The 17,896-nt window shown below is 41.2% G+C and carries 14 protein-coding genes; all 14 read left to right on the top strand.

Annotated features, from left to right (window positions below; genetic code table 11):
* The first annotated feature begins 629 nt into the window (after positions 1-629).
* Entirely contained in the window at positions 630-1,310 is a 681-nt protein-coding gene (locus CFT42_RS08965) for a Crp/Fnr family transcriptional regulator (protein ID WP_088815959.1), read from the top strand.
* 89 nt (positions 1,311-1,399) lie between these two features.
* Entirely contained in the window at positions 1,400-5,929 is a 4,530-nt protein-coding gene (locus tag CFT42_RS08960; protein WP_088815958.1) for an Ig-like domain-containing protein, read from the top strand.
* 76 nt (positions 5,930-6,005) lie between these two features.
* Positions 6,006-6,497, top strand: a complete 492-nt coding sequence (locus tag CFT42_RS08955; RefSeq protein WP_088815957.1) for a hypothetical protein — start codon at positions 6,006-6,008, stop codon at positions 6,495-6,497.
* Positions 6,498-6,513: 16 nt separating this feature from the next.
* The gene (locus CFT42_RS08950; protein WP_088815956.1) at positions 6,514-7,920 is read left to right on the top strand and encodes a polysaccharide biosynthesis protein; all 1,407 of its coding nucleotides are present in this window, start codon (positions 6,514-6,516) and stop codon (positions 7,918-7,920) included.
* A gap of 15 nt (positions 7,921-7,935) precedes the next feature.
* The gene (locus CFT42_RS08945; protein WP_088815955.1) at positions 7,936-9,108 is read left to right on the top strand and encodes a glycosyltransferase; all 1,173 of its coding nucleotides are present in this window, start codon (positions 7,936-7,938) and stop codon (positions 9,106-9,108) included.
* Positions 9,101-10,369, top strand: a complete 1,269-nt coding sequence (locus CFT42_RS08940; RefSeq protein ID WP_088815954.1) for a nucleotide sugar dehydrogenase — start codon at positions 9,101-9,103, stop codon at positions 10,367-10,369. Before CFT42_RS08945 ends, CFT42_RS08940 begins: the two co-directional genes overlap by 8 nt.
* The gene (locus CFT42_RS08935) at positions 10,369-11,511 is read left to right on the top strand and encodes a glycosyltransferase family 4 protein (protein WP_088815953.1); all 1,143 of its coding nucleotides are present in this window, start codon (positions 10,369-10,371) and stop codon (positions 11,509-11,511) included. Before CFT42_RS08940 ends, CFT42_RS08935 begins: the two co-directional genes overlap by 1 nt.
* Positions 11,495-12,085, top strand: a complete 591-nt coding sequence (locus CFT42_RS08930; RefSeq protein ID WP_341864835.1) for a sugar transferase — start codon at positions 11,495-11,497, stop codon at positions 12,083-12,085. The genes CFT42_RS08935 and CFT42_RS08930 overlap by 17 nt, the downstream gene beginning before the upstream one ends.
* Before the next feature lie 17 nt (positions 12,086-12,102).
* A complete protein-coding gene (locus CFT42_RS08925) occupies positions 12,103-13,251 on the top strand; it encodes an aminotransferase class I/II-fold pyridoxal phosphate-dependent enzyme (RefSeq protein WP_088815951.1) in 1,149 nt (382 codons plus the stop codon).
* Positions 13,238-14,662: a hypothetical protein gene (locus CFT42_RS08920; RefSeq protein WP_088815950.1), complete on the top strand. Its 1,425-nt coding sequence runs from the start codon at positions 13,238-13,240 to the stop codon at positions 14,660-14,662. The genes CFT42_RS08925 and CFT42_RS08920 overlap by 14 nt, the downstream gene beginning before the upstream one ends.
* Positions 14,655-15,188 (top strand): acyltransferase, encoded by a 534-nt coding sequence (locus CFT42_RS08915; protein ID WP_088815949.1) that lies wholly within the window; start codon positions 14,655-14,657, stop codon positions 15,186-15,188. Before CFT42_RS08920 ends, CFT42_RS08915 begins: the two co-directional genes overlap by 8 nt.
* A complete protein-coding gene (locus tag CFT42_RS08910) occupies positions 15,185-16,447 on the top strand; it encodes an MATE family efflux transporter (RefSeq protein WP_088815948.1) in 1,263 nt (420 codons plus the stop codon). The genes CFT42_RS08915 and CFT42_RS08910 overlap by 4 nt, the downstream gene beginning before the upstream one ends.
* A complete protein-coding gene (locus CFT42_RS08905) occupies positions 16,447-17,130 on the top strand; it encodes a YveK family protein (RefSeq protein ID WP_159458156.1) in 684 nt (227 codons plus the stop codon). Before CFT42_RS08910 ends, CFT42_RS08905 begins: the two co-directional genes overlap by 1 nt.
* Positions 17,127-17,828, top strand: coding sequence for a CpsD/CapB family tyrosine-protein kinase (locus tag CFT42_RS08900; RefSeq protein WP_088815946.1), 702 nt, complete (start codon positions 17,127-17,129; stop codon positions 17,826-17,828). The genes CFT42_RS08905 and CFT42_RS08900 overlap by 4 nt, the downstream gene beginning before the upstream one ends.
* Positions 17,829-17,896: the final 68 nt, after the last annotated feature.

Genomic DNA, 17,896 nt, shown 5'->3' with positions numbered 1-17,896 from the left:
CAGTAACAAATAAAGCACCTGACATTTTGATGAATCAAAATGTCAGGTGCTTCTTTTTTAGACATAAAAAAACTGCCATTACAATAAAAAGTACCGAAACTTCATGTAATAAGCCAAAAATTAGCAAGCAGTGAAACTAAATAGAGTTATGTAATGAGTGCGAAAACAAGATATTGTGGTAGTGAATTAGGTGTCATTTATGCTTAGCTAATCAATATTTTCTAGCCTCTTTTTTCTATGAATAAAAAGGAAGTTGGTGAAATGTCATTTATTTATTGAAATTATGAATTTGTAAAACTCGAAATTTTTCTTCCTAAATATAGGGAATAAAATTATACAGTTATAATGGGAAAATTGCACTACAAAATAGAGTTAATTTTGCAGTGTAGAAATTTATCTTGATTGTGAAAAAATAGTACAAATGATGAACGGAATTCAGTTTAAGATAAAGTTGTAAAGGGCATTCGTAAGGGAATTTCCATTAAATGGAAATTCTAAACTTAAAAAAAGAAAATTTCTCACAAAAAAGAATAACGTTCAAATATTTGTCAAATTTTCTGTGTATAAAGAATCAAATTTAAAACAAAATTTACTTTTATATTAGATATAATTTCTGTAAGGAGGTGAGAATGTTGCTGAAAGGTTTAGACTATCATAACCTTTACGATGAGAAAGCTGTAACGGAAGATTTTAGTCAGGCAAAACTACTCGACTTATTGCTAAATGATAATATTTACCCGATTAAGCGAAAGAAAATGCTCATTAAGAAAAATGAATTGAATTATTTAATAGAAAATGATGATGAACTCGTCTTTGCTCTCGAAACAGGAGTTGCGGCTGTGTATAACATGAATATCATCATTGACTTTGTTGGTCCAGAAGAATTCATTGGTTTGCATGAAAATTCACTTTCAGGGGTAAATGATACCTTTTTTCAATCGATATCGAATGATATGCAAGTTTGGAAATTTAGCAAAAGCGATGTTCTCGGAAAGGTAATAAGTACACAAGAAGGCTATTTATATCATTATAACTATCTGAAAAGTATTCTAAATCGATACCTGAAAAAGATTATTTCACAAAACTTAACGAATGCGACGAAAACATTGCAGCTCATACAATTTTTAACAAATCGTTTTGGTGAGGAGTTAGGTGAGGATATCGCTATTCCGAAAATTTTTACGCGTAGAGTTATGGCAAATTATTTAGGAATTAGTCAAACAACCTTGAGCACCATTTTAGCAGAGTTGCAAGAACGGAAAATCATCAGGATAAAAGGGAATCATATTCTACTTAAAAATAGATTTTAATAAGGCATCGCATTTAAGGAGGTGACGGTAAAAAGTAAGGCAAGGGTAAAGCAGTTTACATTATTTATTTTCAGGAGGAAACGGTAAACATGACAAAAGAAAGAAAAGCAATCAATGTTCTTGATGTGAAAGCGCTTAAGAAAGGCTTGATTATCGGAATTAGTGCGCTCACTATTGGGAGCCAAGTGTTAAGTGTTGTTCCAGTTACTGCATCTGCAGCGGATGAAGGGGTATCTGTAAAAGCTGGGAATGGTATTAGTGTAAGCAATTACGCTGATTTTAAAGCAGCGATGGCTAATGCTGCCATTGACGAAATTAATTTAACTGGTGATATTGAATTCCCGTCTACTACAAACTCGGATTCAGATGTTCGTGTCACTCATAGTGTGACTGTAAATGGTAACGGTCATACAATTAATGTTTATAAGAATACAATGGATGGCATGCACGATGGTGCAAAGACAGTGACATTTAATAATGTGAACTTTGTTGCCAACGAAAAAGATGGTTACCATTCATACTATGGAGTTGTAAAAACTAGCGTAGAAGGCTACACAATCAATTTTAATAATGTGAATTATAATGGTCCGCAAGCAGTCTACAATACGAACGGAACATTAAATATTTCAGGAACAACCAACCTTACATCTACGGATGGACAAGAAAATATGGAAGTTCAAAATGTAAACTTTAAAGCAGGATCGAAAGTTGTAATGACAACACCTTCAGCAAACAGTATCACAGCTTATGGCCCTTCAAATGTTGTTTTTGAAACGGGTTCAGTTGTAACTGTAAATGGTGGGCATAAGTCACTTTACATAAGTGGCGAGGGTTCAGTGATCATTCAAAATGGGGCTAAAGCATATCTGAATGGAGATTACGGTGTTGAAATGTCTTCTGCTGACTTTATTTTAGAGAGTGGCGGAGAGGCTGTATTACAACATCGTACTGGTAAAGTAGACTGGCATCAGCTTTATGCTAAAAATATTACCATCTCAAAAGACTCTATTTTTAAAGTAACAAGTTCTCCAGTAAGTTCTAAAGCAATCAAAATTAATGGCGGGACTTTAAATTTAAGCGGTGCAGCATCGTATGATATTCGCAACTTAAATCCAAATGGTAATGCACTTTATTCCGATTGGACATCCACATTAAACTTCACAGATCAAACTGTAGGTGTATGGTTAAAATCTAACACAAGTGATGTGCCTTCGCTTTCATGGGAAAACTTAACAGCAACAAGTAAGCTTTCTGGAACTTCATCCAATTCAAACCAATCTACTAACAGTAATTATGTAGCAAATTTTGATGCTTCTAAATATAACCGTATCGCTGGGGAAAATATTAAAGCACCAGACTTAACGGTCAATGCAGTAGGCGATAAAGATACTGTTGTTACTGGTACAACAACACCAGGAGCTTCAGTAAAAGCGGTTGTAAACGGTAAAACGATTACTGGGACTGTAGATGCAAATGGAAACTATAGGATTCCAACAGGTAAACAACCGGCTGGAACATCTATCGCAGTAACAGCAAATATCCAAAATAAAGAAACATCACAAACGGTAATTGTTAAAGACGTAACAGCGCCAAATGCGCCAGTTGTTAACCCAATTACCGAAGAAGATACAGTTCTTACTGGTACGGGTGAAAAAGATGCGACAGTTAATGTGAAACTTGCAGATGGTACTGAAAAAACAGGTACTGTAGATGCGAATGGTAACTTCTCAATTGTAATTCCTGCACAACCAGGCGACTCTAAAATTGAGGTTTCCTTAACAGATGCAGCTGGTAATACGAGTGGTAAAACTATTGTAACGGTTGAATCAACTGTTGTTCCTAATGCGCCACAAGTAAACCAAGTAACTGAAGATGATGTAGTTGTAAGCGGAACTGGTGAAGCAGGTAATACTGTTACAGTTAAACTTCCAACAGGTCAAATCAGCACGAACGTTGTAAAAGCGGATGGCACTTTTGAAGTGTTTATTCCAAAACAAGCAGCAGGTTCAGTTCTTGAAGTGACACAAACAAACAGTAAAAGTAAGACATCTGATCCGACTAGCGTGACGGTTAAAGATGTGACACCACCAAATGCACCGACAGTTAACAAAGTAACAGATCAAGATACACGTGTAACTGGTAAAGGTGAAGCAAATGCAACAGTACATGTGAAACTTCCAAATGGTACGGTTGTAGATGGTAAAGTAAATGCTAATGGTTTTTGGGCTGTTACTGTTCCAAAACAAGCAGCAAATGCAATCATCAGTGTTACTTTAGAAGATGCAGCAGGTAATGTAAGTCAGGCGACGACGACAAAAGTTGTTGATGAAACGGCTCCTGATGCGCCAAAAGTGAATGCTATCAATGATATTGACACAAGAGTGACAGGAACAGGTGAAAAAGGTGCTAAAGTAACTGTAGAACTTGCTGATGGCACAGAAAAAACTGGCACAGTAGATGCAAATGGTAATTTCTCTGTAGTGATTCCAGCACAAGTTGGCGGATCTATCGTTGTTGTGAAATTAACAGATGCAACAGGTAATGTGAGTGAGCCAACGACAGTAACAGTAACTGGTTTACCACAACCAGTTATTAATCCGGTTACCATCGCAGATACTTCGATTACTGGTACAGTGGATACTTCGAAATACAATGTTTCAAAAGTAAAACTAATTGTAAATGGTGCAGATAAAGCGATTCTGCCGTTAGCAACTGACGGTTCTTTCTCTTACTATACTGGAAACTTATCAGTTGGAACAGAACTTGAAGTTCAATATATTGGACCAAATGGAACCTATTTAACAGACGCAGCCCATGTAGGTAAGGCAACTGTATCTGCTGGTGATATTGTTGACTCTTCCTTAGTGTTAAACAAAATGACCGTTGCTGATAAAAATGTAACAGGCACAACTTTACCAAATCATCGTGTGCGTTTAAGCATTAATGGTGTTGCGAAAACAGTATTAACAGCCGATGCGGCAGGTAACTATAGTTATTTAAGCAACAATTTGGCGAAAGGTACAGTTGTGAAAGCAGAACTTCTTATTGGTTCAGCAACAGCACTTACAAAAACGATTACTGTAACAGACGAAGATGTTGATCCAAGCAGTTTAGTTGTAAATGGTATGACCATTGCAGATACGACATTAACAGGTAAAGCGACTCCGAATGTTCAATTACGTATTAATGTTAACGGAGCGGCTAAAGCGGTTATTCGTTCTGATGCAAATGGCGACTTCACATACACAACAGGTAATCTTCCAGCAGGAACAGAAGTAAAAGTTGAAATGCGTAATGCAGCAACAGGCGTTTATGATGTTTCTAAAACTATCGTTGTTTCTGGTGAAGCACCTGGGCTTAACTTAAGCTTAGATGATGTAACTTCGGCTTACACATCTGTAACTGGTTCTGCTCCAAGTGGATACACAGTGCGTATTAGTGTAAATGGAGTTATCAAAGGAAATGCTGTAGCAAATACAAGCGGGCAATATACTTATAACACAGGTCGTCTAAATGAAGGTGACGTTGTGAAAGCTGAATTACGTGTAGGGAATGTATACGCGCTTTCAGTTGAGAAAACAGTTACACAAGACAATACACCAAGTACAGAATTCACATTAAATCCAGCTGCTGCGACGGATCGTACGATTACAGGTTCTGCTCCAGCAAACAGTACAGTCCGTATTAGTTTAAACGGTGTGACTAAAGCACTTACAACAGCGGATGCGACTGGGCAATATAGCTACCTAATTGGTGCGCTTAAAACTGGTGATGTGATTAAGGTAGAACTTAAAAACAGTACAACTGGTAAGTATGACAAGTTTTTAGAAACAACGGTGGTAGATGAAACGGCAACTGGTAAAATTTCTATCAATGCGCTTACTGATAATGACAGAACAGTTTCTGGTAAAACAACACCACTTTCTAAAGTTAGAATTAGTTTGAATGGTGCGGCTAAAGCAGTAACAACTTCAGATGCAGACGGTAACTATAGCTACCTAGTTGGTGCTTTAAAAGTTGGCGATGTTGTCAAAGTTGAATTACAAGAAAGCGGTGTTTACGGCTCATCTAAACAAGTTACTGTAACAGCAGGTGATACTGAAACGAAAGCTATCACGATTGAGCAAATGACGGAGTTGGATAAAACACTTAAAGGGGTTACTGAAACGCCTAATAGTCGAGTACGTATTTACATTAACGGAGTAGTGAAAGCAATTACAACTTCGGATGCAACTGGTAATTACAGCTACTTGGTTGGAAAAGTGGCGGTTGGTGACGTTCTTAAAGTAGAACTTCTAAACGGCTCAGCGGTTGTCGCTACAAAAGAAATGACAGTTAAAGCGAGCGATGGTAGTGGCGGATCAGGCGGCGGCGGAACTGAAGTTGGAACTGTCGTATTAAATGCTGCGACTGCAGCTGACAAAACAGTTACTGGTACAGCTCCAGCGGGCGCGAAAATTCGTCTAAGTTTAAATGGTACGGCAAAAGCGATTACAACGGTTAATGCATCAGGGGATTTCTCTTACCTTATGGGTAAATTGAATGCTGGTGACGTTGTAAAAGCTGAAATTTATGCTGGTTCAAGCTATGTGTTTGGGGCAGAGATTACAATTGGTTAAGAAATAACTTGGATGGGAGAGGCGTCACTAATTTGTGGCACCTCGCCCATTTTAATAAAAGTAAGGGGATTTACACATGAAAAAATTAGTACTAACTGGTGCGATTATCATGCTATTTGTGGCGCTTGTGGGCTGCTCAGATGCGGCGGATACGAAAAAAAGTAGCGAAAAATTGGAGAAGAAAACCGTTGAAAAAGTGGATCCAAAAGAGACGTACGGATTTAAAGATATTGTGGATGTAAACGGCTTGCGCATTGAATTTACGAAAGCTCAATCTTTAGAGTCAGATGGCAAAGCAAATAGTGTTTTAAAGCTAAGTTTTGACTTATCTAATCCGACCGCTGATAAAAAAGGTTTCACAGCAATTAATTTAATGGTGAAGAATAAAGAAGGCGAACAGTTGGACGTTTATCCTGGCGAGAACTACGGCAAGGAAATTGAACCGGGAAATAGCGATAAGGGTGCCGGGTACTTCAAGGTTAAAGGAAATGGTCCTTTCACCGTGAAATATACAGATCCAGACAACGAAAAGCTCGTTGCGACGTGGAAACTTGAGGTTGAAAAATAAAAGGAGATTAGGTACATTGGAAAACTTTCTTGCAAAAAATAAACGAATTCTTATTGTGGGTGCGGGCGAACTTGGTATGAATGTACTTTCGTCATGTGTGCGAGATTTTAGAGGGCAAGAGGCGATTATTGGTTTTTTAGATGATAACAAAACGAAGCAACATTCTGTTTACAAAGGTTGTCCGGTTCTAGGCGGGCTAAATCAATTACGCGAGGTTATAAAGCGCTTTGATATTCAGACTGTGCTTATCGCAATTTCAGATTTAGAGATCGAAAAACGAGATATGATCGTTCGAGACTGTGCCCATTTTGGAGTTTCTGTGAAAGCCATTCCGGGTGTTAGGGAGCTCATTACACAAAGTCATTCGATCCACATACTGGAAGACATCACGATGCAAGAGTTGCTTGGCCGTTCGCAAGTCAAGTTAGACCAACTGCCACTCTTTTCTCAAATAAAAGGAAAGACGGTTTTAATTACTGGTGCGGGCGGCTCAATTGGTTCAGAACTTTGCAAGCAATTGCTCGCGTTTTCGCCAGAAAGATTGATTTTGCTTGGCCATGGTGAAAATAGCATTTATAAGCTCATGATGAAGCTGGGGAGTCAAGTTGTGGTGCCGATTATTGCGGACATTCAAGATAGGAATGCGCTAGCTGATATTTTTGATATGTATAAACCCGATATTGTTTACCATGCTGCGGCGCATAAACATGTTCCGTTAATGGAACGCTCGTTGAAAAGTGCATTTAAAAATAATTTTTTAGGTACAAAAAATGTTGCGGATATGTGCGATGTTTATGGAGTAGAAACGTGCGTTATGATATCGACTGATAAGGCGGTTAATCCGGTAAATAATATGGGGAAAACAAAACGGCTTGCTGAAATGTATATTCAACTCATGGCGAAGCAGTCAAACTGTAATTTTTCAGTGGTGCGGTTTGGAAATGTTCTTGGCAGTCGGGGGAGTGTTATTCCGCTTTTTAAAAAGCAAATTAAAGCGGGTGGCCCGGTAACGGTGACACATCATGAGATGACACGCTATTTTATGACGATTCCGGAAGCTTCATCGCTTGTTTTACAGGCGGGGTCGCTTGCTAAAAGTGGCGAAATTTATGTTTTAGATATGGGTGAACCTGTTAAAATTATGGATTTAGCGCAAAATATCATTCGACTTTCGGGCTACAGCTTACAAGAAATTGAAATCGTGGAGTCGGGAATTCGCCCGGGTGAGAAACTACATGAAGAACTTTTAGGCGAAGATGAGATTTACCAAGAGCAAGTTTCGGAAAAAATTCATGTTGGGAAGACGGTTCCGTTTGATGCGGCTGAGCTTCTGCACCTCGCTGAGTTTTATCGCGATTTGTCGGTACAGGAATTGCTTGAAGCGATTAATAGACTGACAACGAAGGTACCAGAACGGATATGAGGAGCGAGTGAACAGATGAAATTTTTATTTGCGTATGATCATAAATTTTTCCAGGATGATTCAGATGTGCTATCTAAAACGGCATTTCCGTATGCGGCATGGGATAGATATTTGGAACATGCAGACACGCTTTTGATTGCTTGTCGGTTGTTCCCTTTAACGGAGGCGCGAAATCATTATAGCGTTTCGAGTGGCGCTAATGTGTCGTTTACGAATATTCCGAATCCTAGTAGTCTCGCTTACTTTTTGCCGAATAATCTTGCTGAAAAAGCGATGCGGGAAGCTGTTCAATCAGTTGATGCGGTTATTGCGCGCGTTCCATCACAAATTGGCTTTTTGGCGGTGCGGGTAGCGAAAGCGCTGAACAAACCATACGCGGTGGAAGTTGTTGGTGACCCGAAAGAAAGTTATCGTCTGCACGGCAGTTTGAAAGCGAAATGTTATGCGCCATTTGCGGCTAGAACGATGCGGCAAACGGTTTGGCATGCGCCATTTGCCCTTTATATTACGGAAAATGAATTGCAGAAGCTTTACCCGTCAAAGGGAATTCAAGCGGCTTGTTCTAATACTGAACTACCTGATTTTTCAGACGACTTAATTATCGAGGCAAGAAAACATCGGGATTTAACTAAAAAAGTGGTTTTTGGGATGATTGGTTCACTTGACTCTCATTATAAAGGACTGGATGTGGCGATTTGCGCGCTTAAGCGAAGCAAGGCACATCTTCCTCCGTTTGAATTCCGCGTGTTAGGTAGCGGTGTGAGCTCGAAGTGGACGGCTATCGCGGAGGAAAACGGTCTGAAAAATGAGGTTGTTTTTTGCGGAACAAAGCCAGCAGATGAAGTCTTTGACTGGCTAGCTGAAATTGATATTTATCTTCAACCTAGTCGGACGGAAGGGCAAGGTCGATCGGTTATTGAAGCGATGGCTATGGGGTGCCCGGTCATTACGTCGGACGTTGGAGGCATGAAAGAATTAACGGAAAGTTCGATGCGCTTTCAAAGCGAAGATGATGCTGGGCTTGCAGAAATTATTCAACGTGTGGCGCGAAATCAGGTGCTGTACAAAACGCAAATCGACCGTAATTATGCGGAAGCAAAGCGATTTTCAAAAAATATTTTAGCGCAAAAAAGAAGAAAACATTATCAAAAATTTATCGACTGGATTGAGGGAAACGAAAATGAATGAATTAAAACTTGGAGTTTTAGGGCTCGGTTATGTAGGTTTGCCGGTTGCGGTAGCTTTTGGGAAAGAAATGCCAGTTATTGGCGTAGATGTTAATAAAAAACGGATTGAAACACTTCTGGCGAAATGTGATGAAACTGGGGAAGTAACAGCGGAAGATTTGTTTTTGGCAAATATTGATTTTACAAGCAATCCTGAGCGTCTGAGAGAGTGTAACTTTATTATTGTGGCGGTACCTACACCGATTAATGAAAGTAATCAACCCGATATGACGATTTTGCACAAAGCGTCGGAATCGATTGGTCAACATATCCAAAAAGGAACGATAGTTGTATTTGAATCGACCGTTTACCCAGGTGCGACGGAAGATGAGTGCGCGCCAATTATCGAAGCAAATTCTGGCCTAGTTGCAGGCGAAGATTTCTTCATTGGCTACTCGCCAGAGCGAATCAATCCGGGTGACAAAACCCACACCTTTACTACGGTGAAAAAAGTCGTATCTGGACAAAATGAAGAGATTACAAACATTGTGGCGGACGTCTACGCTTCTGTTGTGAAAGCAGGTGTGTACAAAGCATCTTCTATTAAGGTGGCTGAGGCGGCGAAAGTTATTGAAAACACGCAACGCGATTTAAATATCGCTCTAATGAATGAGCTGTCGCGCATCTTCCATGCGCTTGAAATTGATACGCAAGAAGTATTAGAGGCCGCGGGAACAAAATGGAATTTCTTGAAATTTGAGCCGGGTCTTGTTGGTGGACACTGCATTGGCGTTGATCCGTATTATTTAGCACATAAAGCGGAATCAGTTGGATACCACCCGGAAGTTATCCTTGCTGGACGTCGCGTTAACGATAGCATGGCGCAGTTTGTTGGTCAGTCAATTATAAAAGATTTACTCAAACAAAATAAACACCTTGGCAGTTTAAAAATAGCGGTTCTAGGCCTGACATTTAAGGAGAACGTGCCGGATATTCGAAATTCGAAAGTGATCGATTTAATTCGCGAACTGAAAGAATACGGGCTGGACGTACTTGCGTTTGATCCGCTTGCAGACGCAGATGAAATTTATGAAGAATACGCGCTTGAAATGGCACGTTACGACCAGTTGCAAAATTCAGATGTGGTCATTTTGGCGGTTCCGCATGAAGAATTTTTAGTTGAGAACGGCTCATTAGTGCGCGGTTTTCTAAAAACAGATGGTGTGCTTGTCGATTTGAAAAAAACGCTAAAAAAAGATGCGCAGTATAGCTGGAGCCTATAATGACGAGGATACTCATTGCGGTGACGGCAGATATTAGTGTGCGTCTTCTGACTGGCCAACTTGATTATTTAGCAAAACGCGGTTTCGACGTCCACCTTGTTGTTTCAAGAGGCGAAAATTCGGAGGCGCTCAAGCGAAATGGTACCATCACAGTGCATCAAGTGGATATGGCACGCGACATTTCACTCAAGCAAGACATTTCGGCGCTTTTCCAAATGATTCGCGTTTTTCGGAAAGTCCGTCCTGATATTTCAAATGTTGGCACGCCAAAAGCAGGTTTACTTGGCAGCATTGCGGCGTTTCTGACGAGGACAAAACAGCGGATCTATACACTCCGCGGCTTGCGAATTGAAACAGAAACGGGATTCAAACGTACCATCTTGAAATGGATGGAGCAGCTCACAATGCGACTTGCGACACATATAATCGCCATCAGCCCGAGCCTCGTCACGGCATGCGAAGAACTCGGCCTGAAGGGCACAAACAAAATGACCGTTTTAGGGGAAGGAAGCAGTAACGGACTCGATATTGCTCTTTTTGAGGAAAAAAGACAAGAAACTGTACCTGCACCGTTTCCAAATGATCATTTCGTCATCGGTTTTACTGGGCGTATCACGAAAGACAAGGGCGTGGAAGAGCTACTTGAAGCCTTTGGCACGTTTAGTGAGATGAACTTGCTACTTGTCGGCGGACTTGATGAACACCACGGCTTAAAGCCTGAAACCGTCGATTTAATTCAGCGTCACCCGCGGATTCATATGACTGGTTTTATTGCAAATCCGGCGCCATTTTACAATTTTATGGATGTGTTTGTGATTCCGTCTTACCGTGAAGGCTTCTCAAATGTGTGCTTGGAGGCGGCAGCCGCCGAACTAGCGGTCATCGGAACGAATGTGACGGGCATTAAAGACGCTGTCGTGGATGGTCAGACGGGTCTTTTAGTTGAACCGTATTCTAGTGTGGCCATTCAGTCGGCGATTACGACGTTTTGGCGGGAAGAAAACTTGCGTAAAGTATACGCTTTAAATGGAAAAAATAGAGTGTTAGAGCATTTCCAATCTGAGCAAATTTGGGCGGAAATGGCGGCGTTTTATGAGAAGGGGGAAGGAAATCATGTATGGTTACGTGAAGCGCGGAATTGATATTGTCGGGGCAACTTGTTTGCTTGTTTTGTGTTTGATACCGCTTCTAGTAATTGGCGGCGTGCTGTTTGCGACTCAAAAGCAAATTTTATTTCGGCAACAGCGCGCTGGAAAAGGGGAACGTGTTTTTTTGATTTACAAATTTCAGACGATGACGAATGCCAGAAATCTAAATGGGGATTTATTGCCGGACGAAGAGCGCGTAACGCGTTTTGGGCGCTTTTTGCGGCAAACTAGTTTAGATGAGCTGCCGCAGTTTTTCAACATTTTAAAAGGCGATATGAGCTTCATTGGGCCGCGCCCGCTGCTCGTTTCGTATTTGCCACTTTACTCTGAGGAAGAAAAAAAGCGGCACCTTGTGACGCCTGGCTTAACTGGGCTTGCGCAAGTGAACGGGCGCAATGCGATTAGTTGGCAAGAAAAATTTCGACTAGACGTGTTATACGTTGAGCGCTTTTCATTTCGCCAAGACATCACCCTATTTTTCCAAACGTTTAAAAAGGTTTTAGGTAGCGAAGGCATAAGTCGCGCTGGATATGTGACGACACCACCGTTTGAAGGACATAAAAAGTAAGCAAAGGAGAAGGTAACATGAAGAAAACTCCACTTTCGATTCCCCATATGAGCGGGCACGAAATGGCATATTTAGAGGCGGCGTTTGACACGAACTGGATTGCTCCGGTGGGGCCAAATGTAGACTTGTTTGAGCAGAAAGTGCGTGACTATACGAGTGCGCGTTTTAGTACAGCGACTAGCTCGGGAACGGCGGCTATTCATTTAGCGTTGATTCTACTTGGCGTTCAAACGGGGGATACGGTTTTTTGCCCGAGTTTTACATTTTCCGCTTCGGCCAATCCGATTTGTTACCAAGGGGCTGTGCCTGTTTTTATCGATTCGGAGCTCGATACGTGGAATATGTCGCCTGCTGCGCTTGAAAAAGCCTTGCGAGCAGCTGAGAAGGAAAATAAATTGCCAAAAGCGATTATCGTCGTGCATCTTTACGGGCAACCTGCGAAAATGGGCAAAATTTTGGCGCTTGCTAACCAATTTGAGATTCCGGTTATTGAAGACGCCGCCGAATCACTTGGATCAACGTACCGCGGTGAGCATACGGGAACGATGGGTGACATCGGCATTTATTCGTTTAACGGAAATAAAATCATTACAACATCAGGCGGCGGCATGCTCGTGTCACAAAATGAAGCGTATGTAACCGAAGCGAAGTTTTTAGCCGAGCAAGCAAAAGAAACCGCTCCTTACTATCAACACGAAAAAATAGGCTACAACTATCGCCTAAGCAATATTTCTGCTGGAATCGGTTGCGGTCAGATGGAAGTTCTACAAGAACGCGTGGAACAAAAACGTGCGATTTATGCGCGCTACAAGGAAGCCTTTTTGCCTTACCCGCAAATTTCATTCCAAACAGAAATACCGTACACTAGGACGAATCGCTGGCTAACGACCATTCAAATGGACGATTTAAATCCGCTTAAGCTAAAAGAGCAGCTAGACGCACAAGGAATTGAAGGACGTTTACTTTGGAAGCCGCTTCATTTTCAACCCGTATTCCAAGGTGCACAATTCTACAAAGGAAATGACGAACAAATAAGCAATGCGGAATACCTATTCCAGACCGGATTTTGTTTGCCTTCAGCCACACAAATGACACCCGAAGAACAAACGCGCGTTAGCGAATCTGTTTTAGCCCACCTTAAGGAACAACATCATGTCACTATCTAAAAAACAACTTGCAGAATTTCTAGGCATGCTCATCGTCATCGTGGCCACTTTGGTCAGCTTCATTTTCACCAGTTTAAATACGCGCGAACCCGGCTACGAATTGTTGCCGCTACTCCCGCTTTGCTATACAGTGACAGGTTGCGTTCTCGTTCGCTCACTGCTGTATGATTTTAAAATGTTCAATTTTATTTTTATGGGACTGAGTTTTTTGCGCTACGTCGTTTTACCATTTTTTATCGTCTATGCCGATTATTACGGTGGCCGCTCACCAGTTCCGCCGACAGCGCGCAGCTACGACCTCGGTTTAAAACTCATGCTGTATGAACTTTTCGCCGTGACGCTCGCCATCATCATTTTTGACTATGTGCGGAAGCGACGGAAAATGAGAAATCCAGTGGCAAAACTCGAACTAAAGCGAAGCCCGTCCATTTTCTTTTATGTGCTTTTTTCCATAGGAGCCTTTGCACTTGTTCTTGTAACGCCTGGCGCGCTTTCTGGGGTGTCGTTCCTTATCCCAACCGACCGCGTTGTTGGCGTGTTGAAGGAAATACCGCTCTCAGCAGCGCTCGCGCTGTACATGTTTATCATTGCGAAACAAATTGTGGCGCTGTTACTCATGTGGCGTTTTTTCAAAAAGTACGAAGCTACGGGGAAAAAAAGCTACGTTTATTTTGCCGTCATCGTCATGATTATTAATATCGGCATTTTCGCGGGCACAAATCGAACGGACATCATCGTCTGTACAGTGACATCACTATTCATTTTCAAAAAGTTTTTCCCAGAGTACTTCAAAAAAATTGCGATTCTCGTGGTCGCGGGCATGACGTTCGTCGTGGTGCTCCTAGCGTCCGTCCGCCAAATTGTTTCCGTTTCAGGAGATGCGAGCGGACTAATTGATTTCACGGATACACTACAAGTTTACCTTGGCGGCCCGTACAACGTTGCGATGGCCATCGAAATGAAAAACATGTTTAAAGAAGCGAGTCATCTCTCCGTCTTGTTTTACGATATATTCCGCCCAATGATAGGTGTCAATATATTCATAAAAAACTTGCCGATTGATTTTTCCGTCCTGTACTACAACGAACGATACTTTTTCAAAGATAACATTTCACAAATTTTACCGATGATTGGACAAGGGAATTTGTACTTCGGCTATGTGTTTGCGCCAGCCATCACCGTCAGTTTTGTTGGGCTCGCCTATTTTTTTCAAGCAAAAATGGAACGTTCTGGTAACCTCGAACTCGTCTATTTCTTAACGCTTGCAACATCTAGAATGGGCTTTCTGCTCGGGCAAAACACGATGAACATGGTCAACGATATGAGCTATAATTTAGTGCTTTTCCTCATCATCTATCTGTTAAACAAAAAAATTATTTATAAAAAACGAAGGATCTCACTATATGAATAAAAAAGCGAAACGCATCGGTTATTTTTTCTTGTATGAAATACCGATTCACCTAATCAATTTAATAACTGCTCTTATGCCAAATGCCACACCAACTGTCGCATTACGCGGATTTTTAATGCGTCCGTTTTTCAAAAAATGCGGCAAAGGCTTTCGAATCGCGAGCGGCGTAACAATCAATCGTCCGGATCAAATTGAAATCGGCAACCATGTGTACATCGCCCATCAAGCGTGGCTTAACGGAGCTGGAGGATTAAAAATTGACAGCGGCGTCCGAATTGGCCCGATGGCGGTCATCGTCACCTCGAAACACGAATTTAAAGACGGCAAAATGACGGACGGCTACATTCCAGCGCCCGTTCACATCCATTCAGGGTGTTGGCTCGCGAGCCATGTGGTCATTACGGACGGCGTCGAAATTGGCGAAGACTCGCTGGTGTCGGCTGGAGCAGTCGTCACAAAGTCAGCCCCTGCTGGGAGTAAACTTGGCGGAGTGCCCGCTAAGCCAATTGGTAGGGCAGAAAAATGATCAGAGCCGTCCGAAATATTGCGGCAAATGCTTACGGCGTTACGATGATAAAAAAGGGCATCGTCATTGTGACCGGGCTACTTTCGATGATTTTCCTCACCCGTTTTTTAGGCCCAGAATTAAAAGGCGAATACAGCTACCTGTTTAATTTAGTAACCATCGGAACGACCGTCCTAAACCTCGGAATTTCGCTCGTCTACCCCGAATATAAGCGGCGGGAGCGAAATTACCGCAACGTGTTTATTACGCTGTCGCTCCTTCAATACGCGGTTTACATGGCGTTTTCTATGCTCTTTCTTTTTTTGTCGGGAAATGTGGATTACGGCCTTGTCGCGGTGCTCATTTCGGTCAGCATTTTGAATTTGCAACTCTCGCAACTCAATTTGGTGGAGGACATTCGGTCGCATAGCGTCATCACGATTATTGGTGCCATCTCAAACCTCATTTTTACCCTAATTATTTTTTGTTTTTTTAAAAGTGATGTTAGTGTGGCGCTCATTGTTTTCCTGCTGAAAAATACGATTTTGATTGTCTTTACAATACGCGCGCTTGCGCACAAATTCCATTTTGATGGCTCAAAAAAAGATTTCAAAGGCATTTTAATTGCGGGAATCTTGCCGATGTTAACGACTTTTCTAACCTCGATTAATTACCGAGCAGACATCGTTTTACTAGGGTTTATGAATGTGTCTTTTTACGATATTGGGCTTTATAGTACTGGTGTTCAGCTCGCCGAATATTCGTGGATGATTCCAGATATTTTTAAAGAAGTGATGCTTCATAAAAATGCGCGGCGAGATGATTTAAAGGGTTTGCTATTTTCGCTCCGAATGGCGACAACTTCAGTACTTGTATTCATCGTGATTATGGTCATTTTTGGGAAATGGATTATTTGGCTCCTTTTCGGGGCAAGCTTTACGGGCGCATACGGGATTACGGTTTTAATGTTCTTGGCCGTACCGTTTATCGTCTACACGAAAATTATTAGTACATTGTTTATCGCAAACGGGAAATGGCGATTTTACTTTGTTACATTACTGATTGCCGTTATTTTAAACATTGCGCTTAATTTTGCCTTTGTACCTTTCTTTGGGACGATTGGTTCTGCGTTAGCATCAATTGTGTCTTATAGCGTTTCAGGCGGGATTTTCCTAATCTGGCTGCTTAAAAACACAGAAGCAAAATGGTATGAAGTCATCATGATTAATAAAACAGATATCGTGCAAATGATGCATTTGATAAAAGGAGAAAAGAAATAGTGGATTCTATAGATGTAAAAAGCGTGCTACAAATTATTAAACGAAATAGTTGGCTCATCATTGGTCTTACGATTATCTCAGTTCTTATCGCTGGGATTATAACATTTTTTGTCATTCCAAAAGGGTACAGTGCCACTACGCAAATTTTAGTTACACAAGCTGGTGAAAGCGATGTTGCCCAAAGTTCGGAAGTTCAAGCGAATATTCAAATGGTGAACACGTATGCCGTTATTTTAAAAAATACGGATTTATTAAAAGAGGTTGCGAAAGATTTTCCGGTGTATTCAGCAAAAGATATTGCCTCACGTATGACCGTTTCAAGTGATTCCAATTCGCAAGTTTTAAATTTGACGATTAAAGATGACAATCCCTACGTTGCGGTTAGTTTGGCTAACAATTTGGCGGCAGAATTTCAGAAACGTGCGCAGAAATTAATTAAGACAAATGAAGTCTCGATTTTATCCAAAGCCGATATTGAAGAAAGTAAAAATCCGACAAGTCCTAACCATATGATTCATCTTGCAATCGGTGTTGTCGTGGGCTTATTTCTTGCTTTCTTAGTTATTGTTTTGAAGGAAATTTTTGACAGTTCGATTAAAACGGAGGCAGATGTGGAGAAACTTTTAGGGCTGCCGATATTAGGTGTTGTCAATCATGTGGATAGGGGAGGTGCGAAACGATGAACTTTAAACAAAAATCTTTTGGTGGTCGGAAAATTCTTTTGAATGCGGAAAATGCGAGTTCTGTTTTTGCGGAACAAATCCGTGCGATTAGAACGAACACACAATTTTCTTCAGCTGAAACGCTTAAATCACTTGTTGTGACTTCTCCCGAACCAAGTACAGGGAAATCGTTTATTTCTGCTAATTTAGCGCTGTCATTTGCTGATCAAGGCTATCAGGTTTTGCTTGTGGATACGGATTTAAGGCGTCCGGCTGTACACAAATATTTGCATTTAATTAACACGACAGGGGTCAGTAACTTTTTAACTGGTCAAGAGTTATTAGAAGATTGCATTCGAGAAACAGCGCATGAAAATTTATATGCGATAACGAGTGGCGTTATTCCGCCTAATCCAGCAGAACTATTGTCCTCGTCGCGAATGAAACAATTTGTACAGACGATTTCTAGCATGTTTGACATGGTCATTTTTGATGCTCCTCCTGTTTTACCGGTTGTTGATCCACTACTCATTGCTAATTTAGTTGATGGCGTGATTTTTAATTTGCGGAGTGGCTACTCGGAAGGACAAGCGGCGGTTAAATCGCTTGAAAAAATTAAACAGGCTGGGGGCCGTGTAATCGGTGCAGTTTTAAACGATAAAAAAGCGACTGGGACAAAATATGAAGAAGCCTATTATGGTTTGGCTGAAACAAACTAAGAGGAAGTGAAACGCGCTTTGAGAAAGAAAAGAAGGATGAGAAAACGGATAATTTGGTGGAGTGTTAG

Origin of the sequence: Listeria goaensis (assembly GCF_900186125.1) — a bacterium.
Classification (GTDB): Bacteria; Bacillota; Bacilli; order Lactobacillales; family Listeriaceae; genus Listeria; species Listeria goaensis.
Note: the sequence above shows the minus strand (reverse complement) of the source record. Positions and strands in the feature narration are given on the sequence as shown.

What these genes read in the sequence shown, in the direction of transcription:
- CFT42_RS08965 (WP_088815959.1), top strand. Translation starts at nt 630, where the DNA reads ATGTTGCTGAAAGGTTTAGACTATCATAACCTTTACGATGAGAAAGCT.
- CFT42_RS08960 (WP_088815958.1), top strand. Translation starts at nt 1,400, where the DNA reads ATGACAAAAGAAAGAAAAGCAATCAATGTTCTTGATGTGAAAGCGCTT.
- CFT42_RS08955 (WP_088815957.1), top strand. Translation starts at nt 6,006, where the DNA reads ATGAAAAAATTAGTACTAACTGGTGCGATTATCATGCTATTTGTGGCG.
- CFT42_RS08945 (WP_088815955.1), top strand. Translation starts at nt 7,936, where the DNA reads ATGAAATTTTTATTTGCGTATGATCATAAATTTTTCCAGGATGATTCA.
- CFT42_RS08940 (WP_088815954.1), top strand. Translation starts at nt 9,101, where the DNA reads ATGAATGAATTAAAACTTGGAGTTTTAGGGCTCGGTTATGTAGGTTTG.
- CFT42_RS08935 (WP_088815953.1), top strand. Translation starts at nt 10,369, where the DNA reads ATGACGAGGATACTCATTGCGGTGACGGCAGATATTAGTGTGCGTCTT.
- CFT42_RS08925 (WP_088815951.1), top strand. Translation starts at nt 12,103, where the DNA reads ATGAAGAAAACTCCACTTTCGATTCCCCATATGAGCGGGCACGAAATG.
- CFT42_RS08920 (WP_088815950.1), top strand. Translation starts at nt 13,238, where the DNA reads ATGTCACTATCTAAAAAACAACTTGCAGAATTTCTAGGCATGCTCATC.
- CFT42_RS08915 (WP_088815949.1), top strand. Translation starts at nt 14,655, where the DNA reads ATGAATAAAAAAGCGAAACGCATCGGTTATTTTTTCTTGTATGAAATA.
- CFT42_RS08910 (WP_088815948.1), top strand. Translation starts at nt 15,185, where the DNA reads ATGATCAGAGCCGTCCGAAATATTGCGGCAAATGCTTACGGCGTTACG.
- CFT42_RS08900 (WP_088815946.1), top strand. Translation starts at nt 17,127, where the DNA reads ATGAACTTTAAACAAAAATCTTTTGGTGGTCGGAAAATTCTTTTGAAT.